Below are 18,261 nucleotides of genomic sequence, written 5' to 3'. Positions count from 1 at the left end.
GCGGCTGATCGCGAGGTTACCGAGGCCGAAATCGCGGCCCGGAACTCGACGGAGTCCGAGGAGACGAACCCGTCGTCAGAGGCAACAAAGGCACCAGAGGATGTGCCAGCGCTGCGCACGGTGGTGAACAACATGGCTGGTCACAGCACCGACAAGGCGGACGCTGCCCCAGAAGCACCTCACGACGAGGACGATGATCCGCTACGCGAGGAGGCATACCACCTCGACGCCGAACACTGGAACCAGTACCAACGCCCAATCTCAGCCAACACACTCCGCCGGAAACTCAGCATCGGCTCAACCCGAGCCCGCACCCTCACCCGCCACATTCGACAACACCACCAACCAGCAACGGTGCTGACAACGGCGGAATGAATACCAGGTACCGCGGCAGCACCCGAACCTCGGACAGTCCACCGCGGCGGCGCCAGCACATTACGGCTTCGACAGCAGACCGCAGGATGAAATGGGTCGATCCGGTCAACCGATGAGGCAGGCTGGTACGCCTCGGCCGACGCGCTACGCCGGAGCCTCAGCGTGGGCGTCAACGCCGCCCCTTCACACGCCGCATCCGGCAGCACAATCGGACCGAGGCGGCATTGCCGACGATGGATTGAATGTCGGGTCCGCAGTGGGCTAATGAGCCTGGGTGACCCACCGCGAACTCGGCGAGCTACCAAAACCTGGGCGGTCCGCGGCACCCATCGAGCCCCGAGCGCGAACCTCGCGGGCTCGTCGCGCGCACTCGCCGACCGTCAGATTAATAACGCCAGCTCAAGATCAGCAGCGACTGGGATCAGGACAAAACCAGAACCCTATATTGACCAGCAAGAACAAGCGCGGTGCCCCGCACAAAATGACCCACTCCGTGCCAAGGCATACAGGCTCGATACCCAGCACCGGACCCTGCACCAGCGCCCGATCTCAGCCGACAGCCTCCGTCGAGAACTCGGCGCCGGCTCACGCCGCGCCCCCGCACTCACCCACCACATCCGCCAACACCACCAACTGGGCATCCCGTCAGCCGCCACCACCCAGTGATCAGGGCCCGCTCCGAAGACGAAGCTCTTCAACCCAGACCGGACTGATCCTTGGTTGATCCATAGGGCCGCAGCGAGTGAGACAGCTCATGCAGCGAAAGGAGCACTTGGTGGGGTACTCCAGGTTGCGTCGCAACAAGCAGGGCCGCGCGCGGCTACACCGCTTACTACTGGGACTTGCGCGGCCGGCCCGCTCAGCGGCATCTTCAACCGCAAACGCGACGCAGACCGCACCAGGCGCCGAGCCGGAGTAGGCGTCACCGAAGGACGATTCCTCGACCTCACCAGCGGGCGGACCGCTACGTCACCGAAGCCTGGCTACCCGGCCACGTCATGGAAACCAACACCCGCCAAGGCTACGAATACACCCTCCGCAAATACCTCCTGGCCCACCGACGAGCTCGTAGACAGACTCGACCCCGGCGGCAACCAAGTTGTGATCCCCGACCGCGTAGGACTCGCACCCGCGTGGCGCGGACTCGACGGCGTCGCACGACTCCTCACCGCTCGCCTGCTGCGATGGATCTGCGACGGACCCCGGCTCGTCGCCTTACACCCCTTCCCCATCGACCTCGGCACCAACCAAATACAAGACCACCAGGTCCTTACCCCCACCCCCCACCTTGCAGCTGGTCCGTCGGACCTGGGCCTCGCTCGGCTTCGAACCCTTGACCGACAACCTGTGGATCATGGGCCCGTGTGCGCCAGCCCACCACAAGGCCGTCGCCGCCGTCACCCGACGCCTCGGACTGCAGTAAAGGCCGATCCATCGCTTCCGTGCAGCTCGTCGACCAGCCGCGGATACGGAACCGCCGGGAACCTGTTCCAAGAGCCCTCCGATTCGATGTCCGCATCATGGTAAATTGCTTGTCCGTCTCAGCCAGGAGGGACACAAGCATGGGGTCGTCAACCGGCGGTGTCAGGGTTATTGAGAAGGCTGGTGCGCTCATGGAAGCGCTGGCGTATCGGGGCCCGCAGACCGTGGTTCAGTTGGCCGAGGCAACCGGTGAGCCGCGCACCACGATCTACCGCTTGTTGGCCACCCTGCAGGAGATGGGGTGGGTCGAGGAGACCAGCAAGCGTGGTCGTTATGCGCTAGGGCTCACGCTCATGCAGCTCGGGCGGGCGGCGGTCGAGCACGGCATCGAGCACCGGCTCGCGGCGCCTGTCCTTCGGGCGTTGCGGACCGAGACCGGTTTGACGGTTTACCTCCACGTCCTGCGCGGGCTGCGGGCCGTGTGCGTGGAGCGCATCGACGGTCGCGAGCTGCTCAGCTTCGGGCTCCAGTTCGGCGGCTCGCTGCCGCTGCACGCCGGAGCCGGAGCGCGGGTGCTGCTCGCCTTTGGCGGCGAGGCGCTCTACCAGCGCTGGCGCGAAACCGTGAAGGAGCGCGGCGGCGTAGCCGAGGCCTTCACGCAGCGGACACCCCGGCGCCTGGCCGACATCGAGGCGCTGGTGCAGAAGGTGCGGACAAACGGATTCGCGGTCAGCTCCGAGGACAACACCATCGGCATTGCCGCGATCGGCGCACCAATCTGGGCACCCGACGATCGATGCTTGGCAGCCGTGTCGATCGCGGGCTCGCCCGAGGAGATCCTCAACAAGGACCGCCAGCCGGGCCTCGTGGAGGTGATCCGGCGAGCGGCGCAGCAGATCGGCGAGCTCAGCGCCCCGCGATCGGGCCGCGCGCGGTCGCAGGAGCCCCCCGGAAGCAGTTTCTGACCTGCTTGTTACCACGATGCGGGCACTTTTGAACCGCCTCGCGGGACGTTCGGGCGCTTTTCCGCCACATCGTCGTCGACGGGCGTATCACTTCTCCGCAACACACCAACGCCGGTTCGCACCGGACGTTTCGAGGAGGCGTGAATGAGCACGACGTCAGAACGGCCTCAGGAGGACGCCGCCGTTCCGTACCGCGGCGAGCAGCCCTACGGCATGCTCGAGGACCTGGTGATCCCGCAGGTCCTCGATCTGGACTGCGATGAGCGGCTGTGGGTTCCGCAGGCACCAGACGTGAGCTTCCGGCCGCTTCTGCTGTCGGTGAGCCAGGGCTACTTCGTCAACATCCTCCGGGTCCGCAAGACGGGCATCCTGTCCCGCCACCGGCACGCGGGACCGGTGCACGCCACGACGCTCAAGGGCCGCTGGCACTACCTGGAGCACGACTGGTGGGCCGAGGAAGGCAGCTACGCCTTCGAGCCGCCGGGCGACATCCACACCCTCGAGGTTCCCGATGGCGTGCAGGAGATGGTCACCCTGTTCCACGTCACCGGCGCCTACATCTACGTCGACCCCGACGGCAACCCAGTCGCTGTCGAGGACGTGTTCACCAAGCTCGAAGCCGCGCGCAAGCACTACGCGGCCGTCGGTCTCGGCGCGGACTATGTCGACCAGTTCATCCGCTGAGGCTACGCCGACGCCCACCTCGAACGGGATGATGAGCGCACTGGTCAAGCGCAGCGCCGCTCCCGGCGACGCGGGCGTCGGCGGGCGGGAAATCCCCCGCCCGCCTGCAGGGCACGTTCTGGTGCGCACCGAGGCCTGCGGGCTGTGCGGTAGCGACGTCCACGCGTGGCGCCAGGACGCGGGCTACGACTGGGTGCGGACACCGGTGACGCTGGGGCACGAGGCGATCGGCGAAGTCGTCGCCGTCGGCCTCGGGGCTGACCAGCAGTGGGTAGGGCGCCGAGTCGTGCCCGTGTCCATCGACGGCTGCGGAGACTGCCCGACCTGCCACGAAGGTCTCCGGCAGAGCTGCCGGGACCGGACGGTGCTCGGGTTGTCGTTCGACGGTGCGGCGGCGGAGTTCTTCACCATCGACCAACGGCGGCTCGTTCCCGTCGACGTCGACCTACCCGGCAGCACCCTGGTGCTCACCGAGCCGCTCTCGGTGGCCCGCCGGGCGGTCAAGCACCTCGAGCGCGCCGACGCCGCACATGACGCGGTGGTCAGCGGACCCGGCCCGATCGGTCTGATGATCGCCCTGCTGCTGCGGCAACGCGGCCACCGCGTCGTGCTCGTGGGGGCCGAACGAGATCGACACCGCCGCCTCGAGGTCGCGGCCTCGCTGGGACTGGAGACCGGCATCGCCGGTGAGGACATAGGAACACGTCCCGGCGGGTGGGTCGAGGCATCGGGATCGTCCCAGGCACTCCAAGCGTCCCTGCACCGGATCAAGACGGGCGGCACAGTCGTGGTTCCGGCACTGTTCGGCGGCGCCACCGACCCGGACGTGAACGTGCTAACCCGCAACGAGATTCGGATGCAGGGCAGCTACGGCTCGCTGGCGGCTGACTACCGCGATGCCATGAGCATCCTGGCGTCCGCCCCGGAGACATGGTCTTCCCTGGTCACGACCTACCCGCTGGCTGATGCCGGCCAAGCGCTGCAAACGGCCGCAGCGGCCGAGGTCTTCAAAGCCGCTGTAATCCCCTAACCAGGCACGCGGACACCAGTACTGCCGCGAAAGACCCTGCATCCCAAATTTATTTCCATACATTGGCCGGCGTTTCAAGGAGGAGACACCATGGCCAGAACCGAGACCACCACGCGGAATTCACCGCGCGCATCGATCGGCAAGGTCGTGTTCGCGAGCCTGATCGGCACCGCGATCGAGTGGTACGACTTCTTCCTCTACGGATCCGCCGCCGCGCTTGTGTTCGGACCACTGTTCTTCCCCGAATCCGAACCAGCGGCGGCGACCATGCTTGCTTTCGGCACCTACGCCATCGGATTCGTCGCCCGCCCGCTGGGCGGCATCATCTTCGGGCACTTCGGCGACAAGCTCGGCCGCAAGACCATGCTGGTCGTCAGCCTACTGCTGATGGGCACCGCGACCTTCGCCATCGGACTCCTGCCCACCTACGCCACCGTCGGCATAGCCGCTCCCCTGCTACTGCTGACCTGCCGCATGCTGCAAGGATTCGCCGTCGGCGGTGAATGGGGCGGAGCGGTGCTCATGGCCGCCGAGCACGGCGACGACAGCCGGCGCGGGTTCTGGTCCTCCTGGCCCCAAGCCGGCGTTCCGGCGGGCAACCTGCTTTCGGCGGCGGTGCTGTGGGTGCTCGCCGCGGTCCAGACCGACCAGGACTTCCAGGCGTGGGGTTGGAGGATCCCGTTCCTGCTCAGCGCATTGCTGGTGCTCGTTGGCATGTGGGTGCGGCTGAGCATCGAGGAATCCCCGGTCTTCGCCGATGCCAAGGCCGTTCGCGAATCCGAGCCCGACAAGCGCGCTCCGCTGCTGCAGGTCCTCCGCAGCTACCCGCGTGAGGTGCTGATCGCGATGGGGCTGCGGATGACCGAGAACATCGCCTACTACATCTTCTCGATCGTGGTGCTCACCTACCTGGTGACCTACCTGCACATGCCGAAATCCGTGGCCATCGTCGGCGTCCTGGCAGGCTCGGCGGCCCAGCTCGTCCTGACCCCCCTCATCGGCGCACTCTCCGACCGGGTAGGGCGCCGCCCGCTCTACCTCTTCGGCGCGATCGGCACCGGGATCTGGGGTTTCGTGTTCTTCCCGATGGTCGACACCGGCGACCAGGTGGTGATCACGCTGGCCATCGTGATCGGCCTGAGCTTCACGACCTTCATGTACGCACCCCAAGCGGCCCTGTTCTCCGAGCTGTTCGGCACGACCGTCCGCTACAGCGGCGCCTCGCTGGGCTACCAGCTGGCATCGGTGTTTGCCGGTGGTCTCGCACCGATGATCTCCGTCGCCCTGCTCGGTACCGTCGATGAGCGCAACACCACCGCGGTCAGCATCTACCTCGCGATCGCGACACTGATCACGCTGGTAGCCGTCGTTGCCGCCAAGGAGACAGCGGGATCCTCCCTGCGCCACGACCGGACGCTCGACAAGGCCGGGAGCAACTGACCGATGCATACAGCCGAACACCAACCGACCAGCTCGTTGGACCTCTTCCACCTGCACGGGCGCACCGCCATCGTGACGGGTGCGGCCAGAGGGCTGGGCAGGGCGATGGCACTTGCGCTCGCGGAAGCCGGTGCCGACATCGTCGCCCTCGACGCCGCACCGCTCGCCGAACTGGCGAGGGAAGTCGAGTCGCGCGGAGTGCTGTGCCACGCGCACCAGGCCGACCTGCGATCACTGAGCCCCGCGACTGCACAGGAGCTGATCAGCCGGGCGCTGAGCGCGGCGCCGGACACCAGCGTGCTCGTCAACAACGCAGGCACGATCCGGCGCGGTCCGGCGATGCACACCAGCGCCGAAGACTGGCACGCGGTGATCGACCTGAACCTGACCACACCGTTCATACTGGCCCAGGCCTTCGCACAAGCACTCACGAACACCGGCACACAGGGAAGCGTGATCAACATAGCGTCGATCAACAGCTTCCAGGGCGGGGTCGAGGTTCCGGCGTACGCGGCCTCCAAGCACGGACTGCTGGGCCTCACCCGAGCACTGGCCAACGATTGGACAGCGCACGGCGTGCGCGTCAACGCCATCGCGCCGGGCTACATGCTCACCGACTTCACCGCAGCACACCGGCAGGACTCGACCAAGTACGAGGCGATGCAGGACAGGATGCCAGCCAACCGCTGGGGCGAAGCCAACGACCTCGCCGGAGCCGTCGTCTACCTGGCCTCATCCGCCTCCAGCTACGTCACCGGCAGCGTCCTGACCGTCGACGGCGGATGGCTAGCACGCTAGATCCAGCCAAAGAACGACCCTCGCCGGCACGCCCTGCCCGCCATCACCGCGTGGACAGCGGGCCCACTCACGGAGGTACGCAGTGGTCAATCCAAGGTTGCAGTTGAAAGTCGGGGCTGCTGCCGACGAGGGCGTTCGAGGTCGTCGTAGTGGTTGAGCCGACCTAGATCGCACCCAGGCCGAAGCGAACGTCAGGAAGCAGAAGCAACTCGGCGCTGGCCTATCGCGGTCTCCTCGGTCCCGTCGACGGTGACCGCGTTGAAGGCAAGCGGACGCGCCAAGTGGAAAGATTAACGTTGCTTAATGGTGAGGTCGAACCTAGCGTGCGTCACACGTCGCCGTTCGAACCGCAAATGGCTGATTGTGTCCGCTTGATCGTCGCCGATATCCAAGCGGACAAGGAGTCCAAGCGGGCGCTTCGGCGCGGAGTACACGCTCACAAAACAAGCGAGGAAAGGGACGATGATGTCCTCGACTTCCGACAGCGCGCCTGACGTGCCCACTACTGAAGACCCGCAGCTGACGAGAATGATCACCCGCAAGCTGATGCCACTGCTGATGATCGCCTACATCATCTCATTCGTCGACCGCACGAACATTGGATTGGCCAAAACGCACCTCGAGGTCGATCTCGGAATATCGGCAGCTGCATTCGGCCTGGGCGCCGGTCTGTTTTTCCTCGCGTATTCGTTGTGCGAGGTGCCCAGCAATCTCATGATGCACCGGTTCGGAGCGCGCTTCTGGATCACCCGGATCATGATCACATGGGGTCTCCTCTCGGCAGGTACAGCCTTTGTCCAGGGTGAAACGTCGTTCTATGTGATGCGGGTGCTCCTGGGAATCGCGGAGGCCGGCTTCTTCCCGGGGGTCATGCTGTATCTGACTTACTGGTTCACCCATCGCCAGCGTGCTGCAGCCATGGGCATGTTCCTCGCTGCCGTTCCCGTCGCCAACATCATTGGCGCACCGCTGGGCGGAGCGCTTTTGGGGCTCGACGGTGCCGGGGGCCTACATGGCTGGCAGTGGATGTTCATCATCGAGGGATTGCCGGCCGTCGTCCTTGCAGTGGTCGTCTGGAACGTACTGCCGAACGGCCCACGCGACGCGAAGTGGCTGAGCCCGGAGCAGGCCGTGCAGCTCGAGGCACGCCTCAGGGCCGAGCAGGAGGCCGGTGCGGCTGAGTCCGGCACGCACTCTTTTGCCGGCGTCCTGAAGGACAAGTTGATCGTGATGGCTATCGCAGTCTACTTCTGCCATCAGATCGCCGTCTACAGCCTCACCTACTTTCTGCCCACGATCATCGATTCGTGGGGCGAGATGAGCAGCTTCACCGTCGGTCTCATCACCGCTCTTCCGTGGGTGGCCGCGGCGATCGGCGCTCTCCTGCTACCTCGATTCGCGACCAACGCCTCACGTGCTCGCAGCATTCTGGTCGCCGGACTGTCGGCGATGACAGTTGGTTTGGTAATCGCCGCAGTAGCGCCTCCCGTAGTCGCACTCCTGGGATTCTGCCTGACCGCTGGGTGCTTCTTCGTCGTGCAGCCGATCATGTTCGCAGTTCCCTCCACTCGCTTGTCGGGCGCGACATTGGCTGGAGGAATTGCGCTGATGAACACCCTCGGCATTCTTGGTGGCTTCGTCGGCCCATACGTGATGGGCCTGCTGGAGGATGCGACAGGCAGCGCGTTGTCTGGACTGTGGTTCGTCGCCGGACTCGTGTTGATCGGCGCCCTGATCGGCCTTGGATTTCCCAAGCACGACGCGGCCATTCGTCCTCATGCGGCGAGATCCGCTAAGTAACCACAGGGGGTTGGGTATCATACGGCGACACGGTCGCTTGCATGGGTACCGCAGGTCCTGAAGTATGCGCGACGGGTTGTTCTGGCACTCCTGTGCAAGCTCGGCCCGTCGCGCAATCATTTCTCCGCACCGTTTGCCCCAAAGACCGACCACCAGCATGGAGTAGCCGTGGCCGAAACGACTCCGACCCAAGCGACCACGAGTCCGCAGACGACCCCACCGCACCCGACTCCGTTCCAGCAACCCCGGAAAAGAGCGGCCACTCTCGCGTAACTGCGTCCCGCGCTGTGCTGAGTAACGCGAAGCCCGCATCCGACCGTAGCTGCAGCCAGCACGACCGCCACCGTCGGTGTGGCACAAGACACATCACCCCGAGAACAGCCTCGCCGACCGCATCCTCACCATCCCACGACGTCCAACCACTGATTCCCGCCCGCACCCTGGCTGCTGCGTGTCTGGGTAGCACCGCGCATCGCCGTGGTCTACGCAGAACACACATCACGGGTCGACAGCACGAAGACCGTTCACCACAAGATCGGCCGGGGGACCGGTCTTCTCATTGGCCAAGAAGCACTACTCGACCCGTACGAGGCGTTGGTGCCGCGCGGGTCAAGATCGGTGTTCGATTTCAGTGGCGTGGCAGCGATTTACCGCCTCCTTACGGCCTGCGCCGGGTCATCGACCTCTCGCGATGACGATAGCTCGTGGTCAAGCTGAGCTCCATGCACCTACGCTGGCCCAGACTGCCTGTATTAGAGACGGCCTTGAAATCGTGAAGCGATAGCCGAGACGGGCGCTGCCAACGATGCGATTCGCAGCCAGGGCGGTCGGATCAATGAACCATGCGGGCCGGTTCCGCGTCGACCGGGAGATGCGCATCACCACGATGCGCATCTCCCGGGACTGCCGGACCAGACAACGACGACATCCCTGCCCCAGGGCCGCGACAAATGTCGGTGACGAGTTACCTCAGAACATCGTCACGAGACGCGTTCCAGGCTTGCTCCGGGCCCCACCATCAGCGACGGTTCGGTCTTGGCGCGGACCTCGTCCTCCCGCACACCGGGCGCGAGCTCCGTCAACAACAGGCCCTCGGGAGTGATGTCGATGACTGCCAAGTCGGTGATGACCCGCTGTACCACGCCTTTGCCGGTGTAAGGCAGGGAACACTCGTGCACGATCTTGTACGAACCGTCGCGGGCCACGTGCTCCATCAGTACGATCACCCGCTTGGCGCCGTGGACGAGGTCCATCGCACCGCCCATGCCCTTGACCATCTTCCCAGGGATCATCCAGTTGGCGATGTCCCCGGCCGACGAGACCTGCATCGCGCCCAACATGGCCGCATCAATCTTGCCACTGCGGATCATCCCGAACGACGTCGCGGAGTCGAAGAATGAGGCGCCTCGCCGGACCGTCACGGTCTCCTTGCCTGCGTTGATCAGGTCCGGGTCGTCGTCGCCGTCGAACGGGTAGGCACCAACGCCGAGGATCCCATTCTCGCTCTGAAGCACGAGCTCGACGTCGTCAGGGACGTAATTGGGCACGAGCGTCGGCAACCCGATGCCGAGATTGACGTACGAGCCGTCTGAGAGCTCGGCAGCCGCGCGTGCCGCCATTTCCTCACGAGTCCATGCCATGTCAGCTCCGAGCCTCCTCGTCGTTGCTAGACGCCCCGGACCATGCCTGCGGCCGCGGTCGAACGGTGCGGCGCTCGATGCGCTTGTCCGTGCTCTGCTCGTGGGTGAGTGCTACCACACGCTGCACGAATACGCCCGGGGTGTGTACTTCATTGGGGTCCAACGTCCCCGGCTCCACGAGCTCCTCGACCTCGGCAATCGTTACCCGCCCGCACATTGCCGCCAGCGGGTTGAAGTTGCGTGCGGAGTCGCGATACACGAGGTTTCCGTGTCGATCGCCGCGCCAGGCGCGAACCAAGCCGAAGTCAGCAACCAAGGCCTGTTCCAGGACGAACTCGCGTAGCGTCCCGACAGCGTCGCGGAACTGCCTCGTCTCCTTGGCAGGAGAAACCACGGCGACGCTGCCGTCGGCGGCGTAGCGCCAGGGCAGGCCGCCCTCGGCAATCTGGGTCCCGCTGCCGCCCGCGGTGAAGAACGCAGGAATTCCGGAGCCGCCCGCCCGCATCCGCTCAGCCAACGTGCCCTGTGGATTCAGCTCTACCTCCAGCTCACCGGTCAAGAACTGGCGAGCGAACTCCTTGTTTTCTCCCACGTAGGACGCCACGATCCTGCGCAACCGCCGGGCGGCTAGAAGTCGGCCAAGCCCCCAATCATCAATTCCGCAGTTGTTCGCGAACACCTCGAGGTCGTCGATTCCCGTATCCAGCACTGTCTCGATCAGCGCCGAAGGGATCCCGCAAAGTCCGAATCCACCGACGGCGAGCGTCGCGCCGGTTCCAATATCCGCCACGGCGTCCGTGGCGCTTGCGACCACTTTGTCCACTACTTTGCCTCCTGCTGCTGCGCTCTCTCATAGGAGCGCAGCAAGCCTGTGCAGCTCAGGAGCGCTTAAGCAACGATAAGTGGGCGCGAAAGCCCCGAACCGCACAGGCTGTGAGTCAAAACGCGTCCGAACGTAAAGGAGCCCTAGAGCCGATCACAGGAACCCACTGCTTCGAAACACTTAACGTTGCTTAACCCTTCTGGAGGCTCTCACTCTTGTAGGCGCTGCGTGAGGCAGCACAGCGGCAGGAGGACCGGATTATCGGCGGGTCACTGCGCCGCTAGCCGCCACAATCCCCGCGACCCGGGACAGTCGTGGGCGCCGACCATGCCTGACAACTCCACTCGAAGCGAGAGATACCCATGCCGTCGCCCAGGAAAGTCATCATCACCAGCGCCGTCACCGGGGCAATTCACACCCCGTCGATGTCGAAGTACTTGCCGGTGTCCGCCCAAGAGATCACGGATGCAGCGCTGGGTGCTGTCGAGGCCGGGGCGGCGATCGTGCACCTGCACGCCCGGGACCCGAAGGACGGTCGACCGTCGCAGGATCCTGAGCACTTTGCGCCGATCCTGGACTCGCTCAAGAGGAACACCGACGGGATTATCAATCTTACAACGGGCGGGTCTCCGCACATGCCTGTGGCGGACCGGATGCGGCCCGCCGTGGAGTTCAAGCCGGAGCTGGCCTCGTTGAACATGGGCTCGATGAACTTCGGGCTCTACCCGATGCTGGCGCGTTTCAAGGAGTTCGAACACGAGTGGGAACGGGAGAACCTGGAGAACAGCCGCGACCTGGTCTTCAAGAACACCTTCGCTGACATCCAGACCATCCTCGAGCTCGGGCGTGCGAACGGGACACGCTTCGAGTTCGAGTGCTACGACATCGCGCACCTGAACAACCTCGCGCATTTCCGGGACCGTGGCCTGACCGACGGTCCTCTGTTCGTCCAGTCGGTCTTCGGATTGCTGGGTGGTATTGGTGCGGATCCAGAAGACCTCATGCACATGCGCCGCACGGCCGACCGGCTCTTCGGGGAGGACTACGAGTGGTCGGTGCTCGGGGCCGGTCGCAACCAGATGCCGCTGGCGAGCATCGGGACCGCGATCGGTTCTCACGTGCGCGTCGGCCTGGAGGACTCGCTCTGGATCGGCCCCGGCCAGCTGGCAGAAAGCAATGCCCAGCAGGTCACGCGAATCCGCACCATCCTTGAGGCACTGAACCTTGAGGTCGCCACCCCTGACGAAGCGCGCAAGATCCTGCAGCTCAAAGGCCGCTCCGCTGTCGGGTTCTGACCCACTCGACATCTCGGCCGGATCCGCCCGGGATCCCATCCGGCCCCACCCAGTCCGACCGGCACCACCTGCGAACGCGCGCCGCGCCGAACCGGCGGCCTGCCGGCAGTTACCACTCGAAACTCTGGAGGCGAACATGACAGAACGCATCATCGTGGTCGGCGGCGGCGCAATCGGCGGTGTCGCAGCCGCGCAGATGACACACGCGGGACACGACGTCACCGTCCTCGACGCCGACCGCGCGCACACCGCAGCACTTCGCGATCCGGGACTCTTGTTCGAAGAAGTTGACGGGCAAGTCTCCCGCCGCTGCCTGCAGGCCGTCTCGGACCCCGCCGAGCTTACTGGGCACTTCGACTTCGCCTTGCTCACCGTCAAGTCACTGGCGCTGCGGGCCGCCGTGACACCCCTCATCGAAGGAGGCCGCGTCGACACCTATGTTTCGCTCGGCAACGGCCTCGTCCACGAACTGGTGGAATCATTGGTCGGCCGGGATCGGCTGATCGTCGGTCTGGTGGAGTGGGGAGCGACCAACCTCGGCCCCGGTCACCTGCGACAGACCACGGACGCGCCCACGGTCGTGGGCGAGCTCGACGGCAGCCACACAGAACGGCTTGCCAAGCTGCAGCGAATCCTCGCGAGCATCGCGGAGGCGAAAACCACGCCGACAATCACCGACCAGGTCTGGACCAAGCTCCTGCTCAACAGCACCTTCTCCGGGCTGGGTGCGGTCGGTGGATGTCTCTATCGGGAAGCCGTGGCTGACCCCGTAGGCCGAGACATGGCCCTGCAGCTCTGGCGGGAAGGCTACGAAACGGCCCTCGCCCTCGGTATGACGCCAGGGGAGGTATTCGCAGTGCCCGCCAGCCATCTGGTCGCCCGCGAGGAAGCTGACCGTGCCGCCGCGGAGAGTGCCCTGGAACAACTGATGGTGCGGGCCGGGCCCACCAAGGCATCGATGCTGCAGGACCTGCAGCGCTCCCGGCGAACCGAGGTCGACGTCATCAACGGCGGCGTCGCCGCTGCGGCCCGCAGCATCGGCCGCGAGGCGCCGCTGAACGCCGAAGTGACCCGGATCGTCCACGAGATCGAGCAGGGCGAGTTCCGCGCTAGCCCTGACGCGTTCAGGCGCCTTGCCGCAGTGAGCACCCATGTCATCGCCAGGTAACGCACCACGACCGGTGATCGCAGCAGACGCATGGGTCGCACCTGGCGCGACACTTGTCGGCGACGTCCACATAGGACGTTATGCCAGCGTGTGGTACGGGACGATACTCCGGGCGGACCAGGACCGCATCAGTGTCGGCGACCGGACCAACATCCAGGACGGCACCGTCATGCACGCGGACCCTGGGGTCCCGCTGCTGGTGGGCGACCGGGTGTCCGTCGGCCACGGAGCAATCCTGCATGGATGCGAGATCAGCAACGACGTGCTGATCGGCATGCGCGCCACGGTGCTCAATGGCACCAGGGTCGGAGCCGCATCGTTGGTGGCAGCCGGGGCGGTGGTCCTCGAAGGCACAGACGTTCCACCCAGGTCGCTCGTTGCAGGCATCCCCGGCCGGGTGCGCCGTGAGCTCACCGACGAGGAGGTAGCGGGAATCGTGCACAACAGCACGGTCTACGTGGAGCTATCGGAACGCTACGCTTCCAGCGAGTTCGGCGAAGAGAACGTCAGGCACCCTCCGACCGGAGGTCCGGTGAGTGTCCGATGACCCCCGTTCTGCCGGGAAACCCGGCTCGCGTCGGTGCCAGCGTCGCACGCGTCCTCGTCGCCTCAGACAAGTTCAAAGGCTCACTCTCGGCCGAGGAAGTCGGCGAAGCGGTGCGGCTAGGTCTGTGTACCGTCCACCCGAGGTTTGATGTTGCTATCGTACCTGTCGCTGATGGGGGCGACGGCACGCTCGCGGCCGCGGCGGCGGCCGGCTACGAGCTAGTGCCGGTATCGGCGTCCGGCCCCACTGGACAGCCCGTCCTCACCGCATACGCCCGGCTCGGCAGCCGGGCCGTTGTCGAACTCGCGCATGTGTCTGGGCTGGCGCGGTTACCCGGTAGAACGCTCGCACCGTGGACTGCGACATCCCGAGGCACGGGCGAGGTGATCGCGGCTGCCCTGGACGCCGGCTGCCGGTACATCTTCCTCGGCTTAGGAGGCAGCGCCAGTACCGACGGCGGCGCCGGGATGCTGGCAGCCCTGGGAGCACGTCTCTTCGACGCGGCAGATGCTCCAGTTCCTGACCCCGGTGCTCACCTCGACGCGGTTGCCCGAGTGGACCTCACCGCGATGCACCCCGCCCTCGACGAGGCCGAGATCGTGTTGGCCTGTGACGTCGACAACCCTCTTACCGGACCATACGGCGCTGCTGCGATCTACGGACCGCAGAAGGGCGTGACCCCAGACGACCTCCTGCGGTTCGACGCAAATCTGACGGCCTGGGGGGACGCGATGGCGGCTGCAACAGGTGTGGACCACCGCGACGCTGCCGGAGCCGGCGCCGCCGGCGGCGTCGGTTTTGCCGCCCTCGCCGCCCTCGGCGCCGAGATCCGACCGGGAATTGACCTCGTTCTGGAGCTCGTGAAGTTCGACGAGCATCTCAGCAGAGCCGACCTGGTAGTCACTGGTGAAGGGTCACTGGACGAGCAGACCATGGCCGGAAAGGCTCCCGCAGGCGTCGCAGCCGCCGCAGCGGCAACCGGAATCCCGGTGGTCGCCGTCTGTGGGCGCCGCAAGCTGACCGACGAGCAGTTGCACACGATGGGCATCTCTGCCGGCTACGCGCTACTCGACATCGAGAACGACGCGTCGCGGTGTATGACCAATGCCGTCCCGCTGCTGCATCAGCTCGCCGAACGCATTGCACATGACCACTTGCCTTCAGGAGATACATAAAGATCCACGGTGGTTTGTGCTTGTTGCTGCCGGTACGCGTGGGGCAAACAGCCGCACCCGAGCCAGCTGGAGCTCACTCGAGTGCGGCTGCGGAAGCCGCGAGGGGACAAGCAGCCAAGGCCTGCCGTTCTGTGGGCGTGATGAATCGCGCCTGGCGGTGGGTCGCCACTGGACGAGGTGGTCGATCACGCCGAGCCGGTGAGCGCAGTGCCCGGTGAAGTGGACACGGACGTTCCTCCGCATCCACATGTGGTGCCGATGCGGATGCGGTGGGCCCGGACTACGTGTTGGTACGAGCCGCCGACGCCGTCGACTCGGTTCACCAGCAGATCCAGGGCCTGTGCGGCCATCTCGCGGCGGGGCTGTTCGACGGTCGTGAGCTCGGCGAGAGCCGATGCCCTGGGGAACAAGCCGTCGAATCCGGTCACTGCGACATCGTCTGGCACGGCGATGGAATGGGCACGGAGTGCAGCGATGGCACCCAACGCGATCACGTCACTGCCGCACACTAAGGCCTGCGGAAGCGCTTTGCCGGCGAGCACCTGCTCGACGGCGCGGACTCCTCCCTCCTCACTCAAGTAGGTGCTGATCCGTCCGGAGTGGACGGTACGGATTCCGTGTTCCCGGGCCGACGCGATGAAGCCCTTCTCGCGGGCGGCAGAAGCGCTAGAGGTCCGGGGACCGACGATGGTGACGACATCCCGATAGCCGTGAGAAAGCACGTGCCGCATCATGTCGCTTGCTGCCGCCTGATCGTCGATCCCCACGAAGTCGGCATCCACCTGGTCGATCCGGCGTGAGAGCTGGATGAACGGGATGTGTGCACTGCGCAGTGTGCGGATGACGTCCCCGTCGTCGGGGTGCAGCACCGTCAGGATCATCCCGTCGACCTGGCGGGCGGCCATCGCCTCGGCGACCGAACGAAGTGTGTCGGGATCTTCCTGGGTGTGGGCGAGGAAGACCTCGTACCCGCGATCCCGGGCGGCGTCGATCGCTCCCGCCGCGATTTCGGTGTAGAAGGGGTTCGCCAGATCGGTGAGGACCAGCCCGATCACCCGGGTCCGCTGGGAGCGAAGCTGGGACGCCCGCTCACTTGAGGTGTGACCGAGTTTCTCGGCCACCTCGAGTATCCAGGCGCGCGTCTCGCTCGACACTCCGGGACGGCCGTTCATCACATAGGACACGGCGGCCGGAGATACCCCTGCCGCACGGGCGACCGCGGCCGCCGAAACCCTCGTGGCCCGCGTGCGGTCTCGGACGCCGGCAGCACCACTGCTTGACATCGAGAGTCACCTCCCCACGCCATCATCGGGCTCGAACTGCGGACGAGGTCACGCTAGAAGCAACCCAACCGTTAAGCAACGTTAAGCTATGCGGGCGATCACACCGGCATTAAGACCGACGATCACGTCAATCCGGCCGAAGAAAATTAGCGTCGAACATCGTTTTCGTGCTGCGGTTACGTCGGGCGAAACCTGCTTTGTCCAGCAACGGTGACTCCAGGTCAACTTAACGTTGCTTAACAGGCCCAGCCTACCTAGCTTCTGAAGCCACGTTCGGCGGCGCCTCCTCAGGCCGCCCACGCACAGAGGCGATCCCTCGACAGCAACGATGCACCGCCGTTTTCACGGCACCGAGGAAGATGAGGTCCGGTCAATGTCCGACTACACGATCGACGTGATCGCCGATGTGAAGACCACCCTGGGGGAAGGCCCGCTCTGGGATGCCGAGCAGGAGCTCCTCTACTGGATCGACAGCGCCGACGGGCGGATCTTCCGCTCGACCGCGGACGGAGCACGCATCCGCGCGTGGGAAGTCGGCGAGAAGATCGGCTCGATGGCGCTGTGCCGCGACGGCAATAGTGCGATTGTCGGGCTGCAAAGCGGACTTTCGCTGCTCGACCTGCGAACCGGACAGCAGGAGCACTTGGTCGCTCCGGAGCCGGGACTGCTGAACAACAGGCTCAACGACGGCAAGGTCGACAAGGCGGGGCGATTCGTCTTCGGATCGATGGACACCTTGGAAGGCGCACCGAGCGGTCGGCTCTACAGCTACGAGGCCGGGGGTTCGCTCACCGTTCTCGATCAGAACATCACCGTTTCCAACGGGCCTTGCTGGAGTCCGGACGCGCGCACCTTCTACTTCGCCGACACCTGGACCGGCGAAATATGGGCCTACGACTACGACCTGGCAACAGGCGCCGCTACCAACCGCAGGACATTTGTCAAGGTCGACACCAGCTCAGGAGGCGCTGCGGACGGAGCGACCGTCGATGCCGAGGGTTATCTGTGGCAGGCACTGGTCTACGGCGGGCAGATCATCCGCTATGCGCCGGACGGAACCGTCGACCGCACGATCGACCTTCCCGTGCTCAAGGCGACGAGCGTGATGTTCGGCGGGCCGGATCTGAAAACCCTCTACATCACATCGATGGCCAAACCACCCCTGCCCCGTTTCCCCGGCGACGGACAGTTGCGTGGATCGCTGTTCGCGATCCACGGCCTGGGCGTAACGGGTATTCCCGAGAACCGATTCGGCGCCTAGCCCAGCCCGCAACTCCACGTCACTAGGAGCCCACATGAATAACCCATCGCGCCTTGCGCTGCTCAGAAAAACGCACAAGTATTCGTGGATATCGCTCGGGGTCTGCTGGCTGATACGACCGCGAAATCATCCTGCGGCTCGGTCCGACGATTTCAGACCATTTTCACCTGCGCCCAATACATGGGGCAGATCGCCTCGCTGGTCATGCTGGCCTTGGCCGTGCTACCCATACCCGGCTCGGTTCTCAGCGACAAGTACGGCGGCGGTCACCGGCGCGCCCGCTTCCAGGTACCACTGGTGATCGGCTACACCGCGCTGTCGTTCATTTCGGGGTTGAAGTTCCTCAGCTCCCACCTGATCACATTCGTGGCTCTGCGGGTCGGGGTGAATCTCGGTACCGGATGGGGCGAGCCCGTCGGCATCAGCAACACGGCCGAATGGTGGCCCCAGGAACGCCGCGGCTTCGCCTTAGGCGCCCACCACACCGGCTACCCCGTTGGATCACTGCTCACCGGCATCGTCACCTCGGGCGTTCTCACCCTGCTCGGCCCAGAC

General features: G+C 65.3%; 14 protein-coding genes and 1 pseudogene. 12 read left to right on the top strand and 3 right to left on the bottom strand.

Annotated features, from left to right (window positions below):
• Nucleotides 1-1,937 precede the first annotated feature (1,937 nt).
• The 6 genes from ACYVAN_RS12555 to ACYVAN_RS12530 all read left to right on the top strand — a co-directional run bounded on the left by ACYVAN_RS12555 (nucleotide 1,938) and on the right by ACYVAN_RS12530 (nucleotide 8,514).
• The gene (locus ACYVAN_RS12555; protein ID WP_460959037.1) at nucleotides 1,938-2,762 is read left to right on the top strand and encodes an IclR family transcriptional regulator; all 825 of its coding nucleotides are present in this window, start codon (nucleotides 1,938-1,940) and stop codon (nucleotides 2,760-2,762) included.
• Nucleotides 2,763-2,906: 144 nt separating this feature from the next.
• Nucleotides 2,907-3,446 (top strand): 2,4'-dihydroxyacetophenone dioxygenase family protein, encoded by a 540-nt coding sequence (locus ACYVAN_RS12550; RefSeq protein WP_460959035.1) that lies wholly within the window; start codon nucleotides 2,907-2,909, stop codon nucleotides 3,444-3,446.
• Nucleotides 3,447-3,474: 28 nt separating this feature from the next.
• Complete coding sequence (locus tag ACYVAN_RS12545) at nucleotides 3,475-4,476, top strand: zinc-dependent alcohol dehydrogenase (RefSeq protein ID WP_460959033.1); 1,002 nt, start codon at nucleotides 3,475-3,477, stop codon at nucleotides 4,474-4,476.
• A 90-nt stretch (nucleotides 4,477-4,566) separates the two neighbouring features.
• Nucleotides 4,567-5,916: an MFS transporter gene (locus ACYVAN_RS12540; RefSeq protein ID WP_460959031.1), complete on the top strand. Its 1,350-nt coding sequence runs from the start codon at nucleotides 4,567-4,569 to the stop codon at nucleotides 5,914-5,916.
• Nucleotides 5,917-5,919: 3 nt separating this feature from the next.
• Nucleotides 5,920-6,714 (top strand): SDR family oxidoreductase, encoded by a 795-nt coding sequence (locus ACYVAN_RS12535; protein ID WP_460959029.1) that lies wholly within the window; start codon nucleotides 5,920-5,922, stop codon nucleotides 6,712-6,714.
• 462 nt (nucleotides 6,715-7,176) lie between these two features.
• Complete coding sequence (locus ACYVAN_RS12530; protein ID WP_460959027.1) at nucleotides 7,177-8,514, top strand: MFS transporter; 1,338 nt, start codon at nucleotides 7,177-7,179, stop codon at nucleotides 8,512-8,514.
• A gap of 980 nt (nucleotides 8,515-9,494) precedes the next feature.
• Here ACYVAN_RS12530 and ACYVAN_RS12525 read toward each other — a convergent pair.
• Nucleotides 9,495-10,154 (bottom strand): 3-oxoacid CoA-transferase subunit B, encoded by a 660-nt coding sequence (locus tag ACYVAN_RS12525; RefSeq protein ID WP_460959025.1) that lies wholly within the window; start codon nucleotides 10,152-10,154, stop codon nucleotides 9,495-9,497.
• Nucleotide 10,155: 1 nt separating this feature from the next.
• Nucleotides 10,156-10,977: a CoA transferase subunit A gene (locus ACYVAN_RS12520; protein WP_460959023.1), complete on the bottom strand. Its 822-nt coding sequence runs from the start codon at nucleotides 10,975-10,977 to the stop codon at nucleotides 10,156-10,158.
• Between the two features lie 362 nt (nucleotides 10,978-11,339).
• On the opposite strand from ACYVAN_RS12520, the gene ACYVAN_RS12515 reads away from it, so the two are divergent.
• From ACYVAN_RS12515 to ACYVAN_RS12500, 4 genes are all read left to right on the top strand, one after another.
• Nucleotides 11,340-12,272, top strand: a complete 933-nt coding sequence (locus tag ACYVAN_RS12515; protein WP_460959021.1) for a beta-keto acid cleavage family enzyme — start codon at nucleotides 11,340-11,342, stop codon at nucleotides 12,270-12,272.
• 136 nt (nucleotides 12,273-12,408) lie between these two features.
• Nucleotides 12,409-13,440 carry a ketopantoate reductase family protein gene (locus tag ACYVAN_RS12510; RefSeq protein WP_460959019.1) on the top strand — a complete coding sequence of 344 codons (1,032 nt, stop codon included), beginning with the start codon at nucleotides 12,409-12,411 and terminating at the stop codon, nucleotides 13,438-13,440.
• Nucleotides 13,424-13,987 (top strand): gamma carbonic anhydrase family protein, encoded by a 564-nt coding sequence (locus ACYVAN_RS12505; protein WP_460959017.1) that lies wholly within the window; start codon nucleotides 13,424-13,426, stop codon nucleotides 13,985-13,987. Before ACYVAN_RS12510 ends, ACYVAN_RS12505 begins: the two co-directional genes overlap by 17 nt.
• Nucleotides 13,984-15,162 (top strand): glycerate kinase, encoded by a 1,179-nt coding sequence (locus ACYVAN_RS12500; protein WP_460959015.1) that lies wholly within the window; start codon nucleotides 13,984-13,986, stop codon nucleotides 15,160-15,162. The genes ACYVAN_RS12505 and ACYVAN_RS12500 overlap by 4 nt, the downstream gene beginning before the upstream one ends.
• A gap of 185 nt (nucleotides 15,163-15,347) precedes the next feature.
• On the opposite strand, the gene ACYVAN_RS12495 is transcribed toward ACYVAN_RS12500, so the two are convergent.
• On the bottom strand, nucleotides 15,348-16,445 hold the full coding sequence (locus ACYVAN_RS12495; protein ID WP_460959013.1) for a LacI family DNA-binding transcriptional regulator: 1,098 nt from the start codon (nucleotides 16,443-16,445) through the stop codon (nucleotides 15,348-15,350).
• A gap of 373 nt (nucleotides 16,446-16,818) precedes the next feature.
• On the opposite strand from ACYVAN_RS12495, the gene ACYVAN_RS12490 reads away from it, so the two are divergent.
• Both ACYVAN_RS12490 and ACYVAN_RS12485 read left to right on the top strand, forming a co-directional pair.
• Nucleotides 16,819-17,706, top strand: a complete 888-nt coding sequence (locus tag ACYVAN_RS12490) for an SMP-30/gluconolactonase/LRE family protein (RefSeq protein WP_460959011.1) — start codon at nucleotides 16,819-16,821, stop codon at nucleotides 17,704-17,706.
• 180 nt (nucleotides 17,707-17,886) lie between these two features.
• Nucleotides 17,887-18,261: pseudogene (locus ACYVAN_RS12485) on the top strand (MFS transporter); the annotation flags it as partial.

It is taken from the genome of Parasphingorhabdus pacifica (genome assembly GCF_054779195.1).
This window is presented reverse-complemented; position numbering and strand designations above follow the sequence as displayed.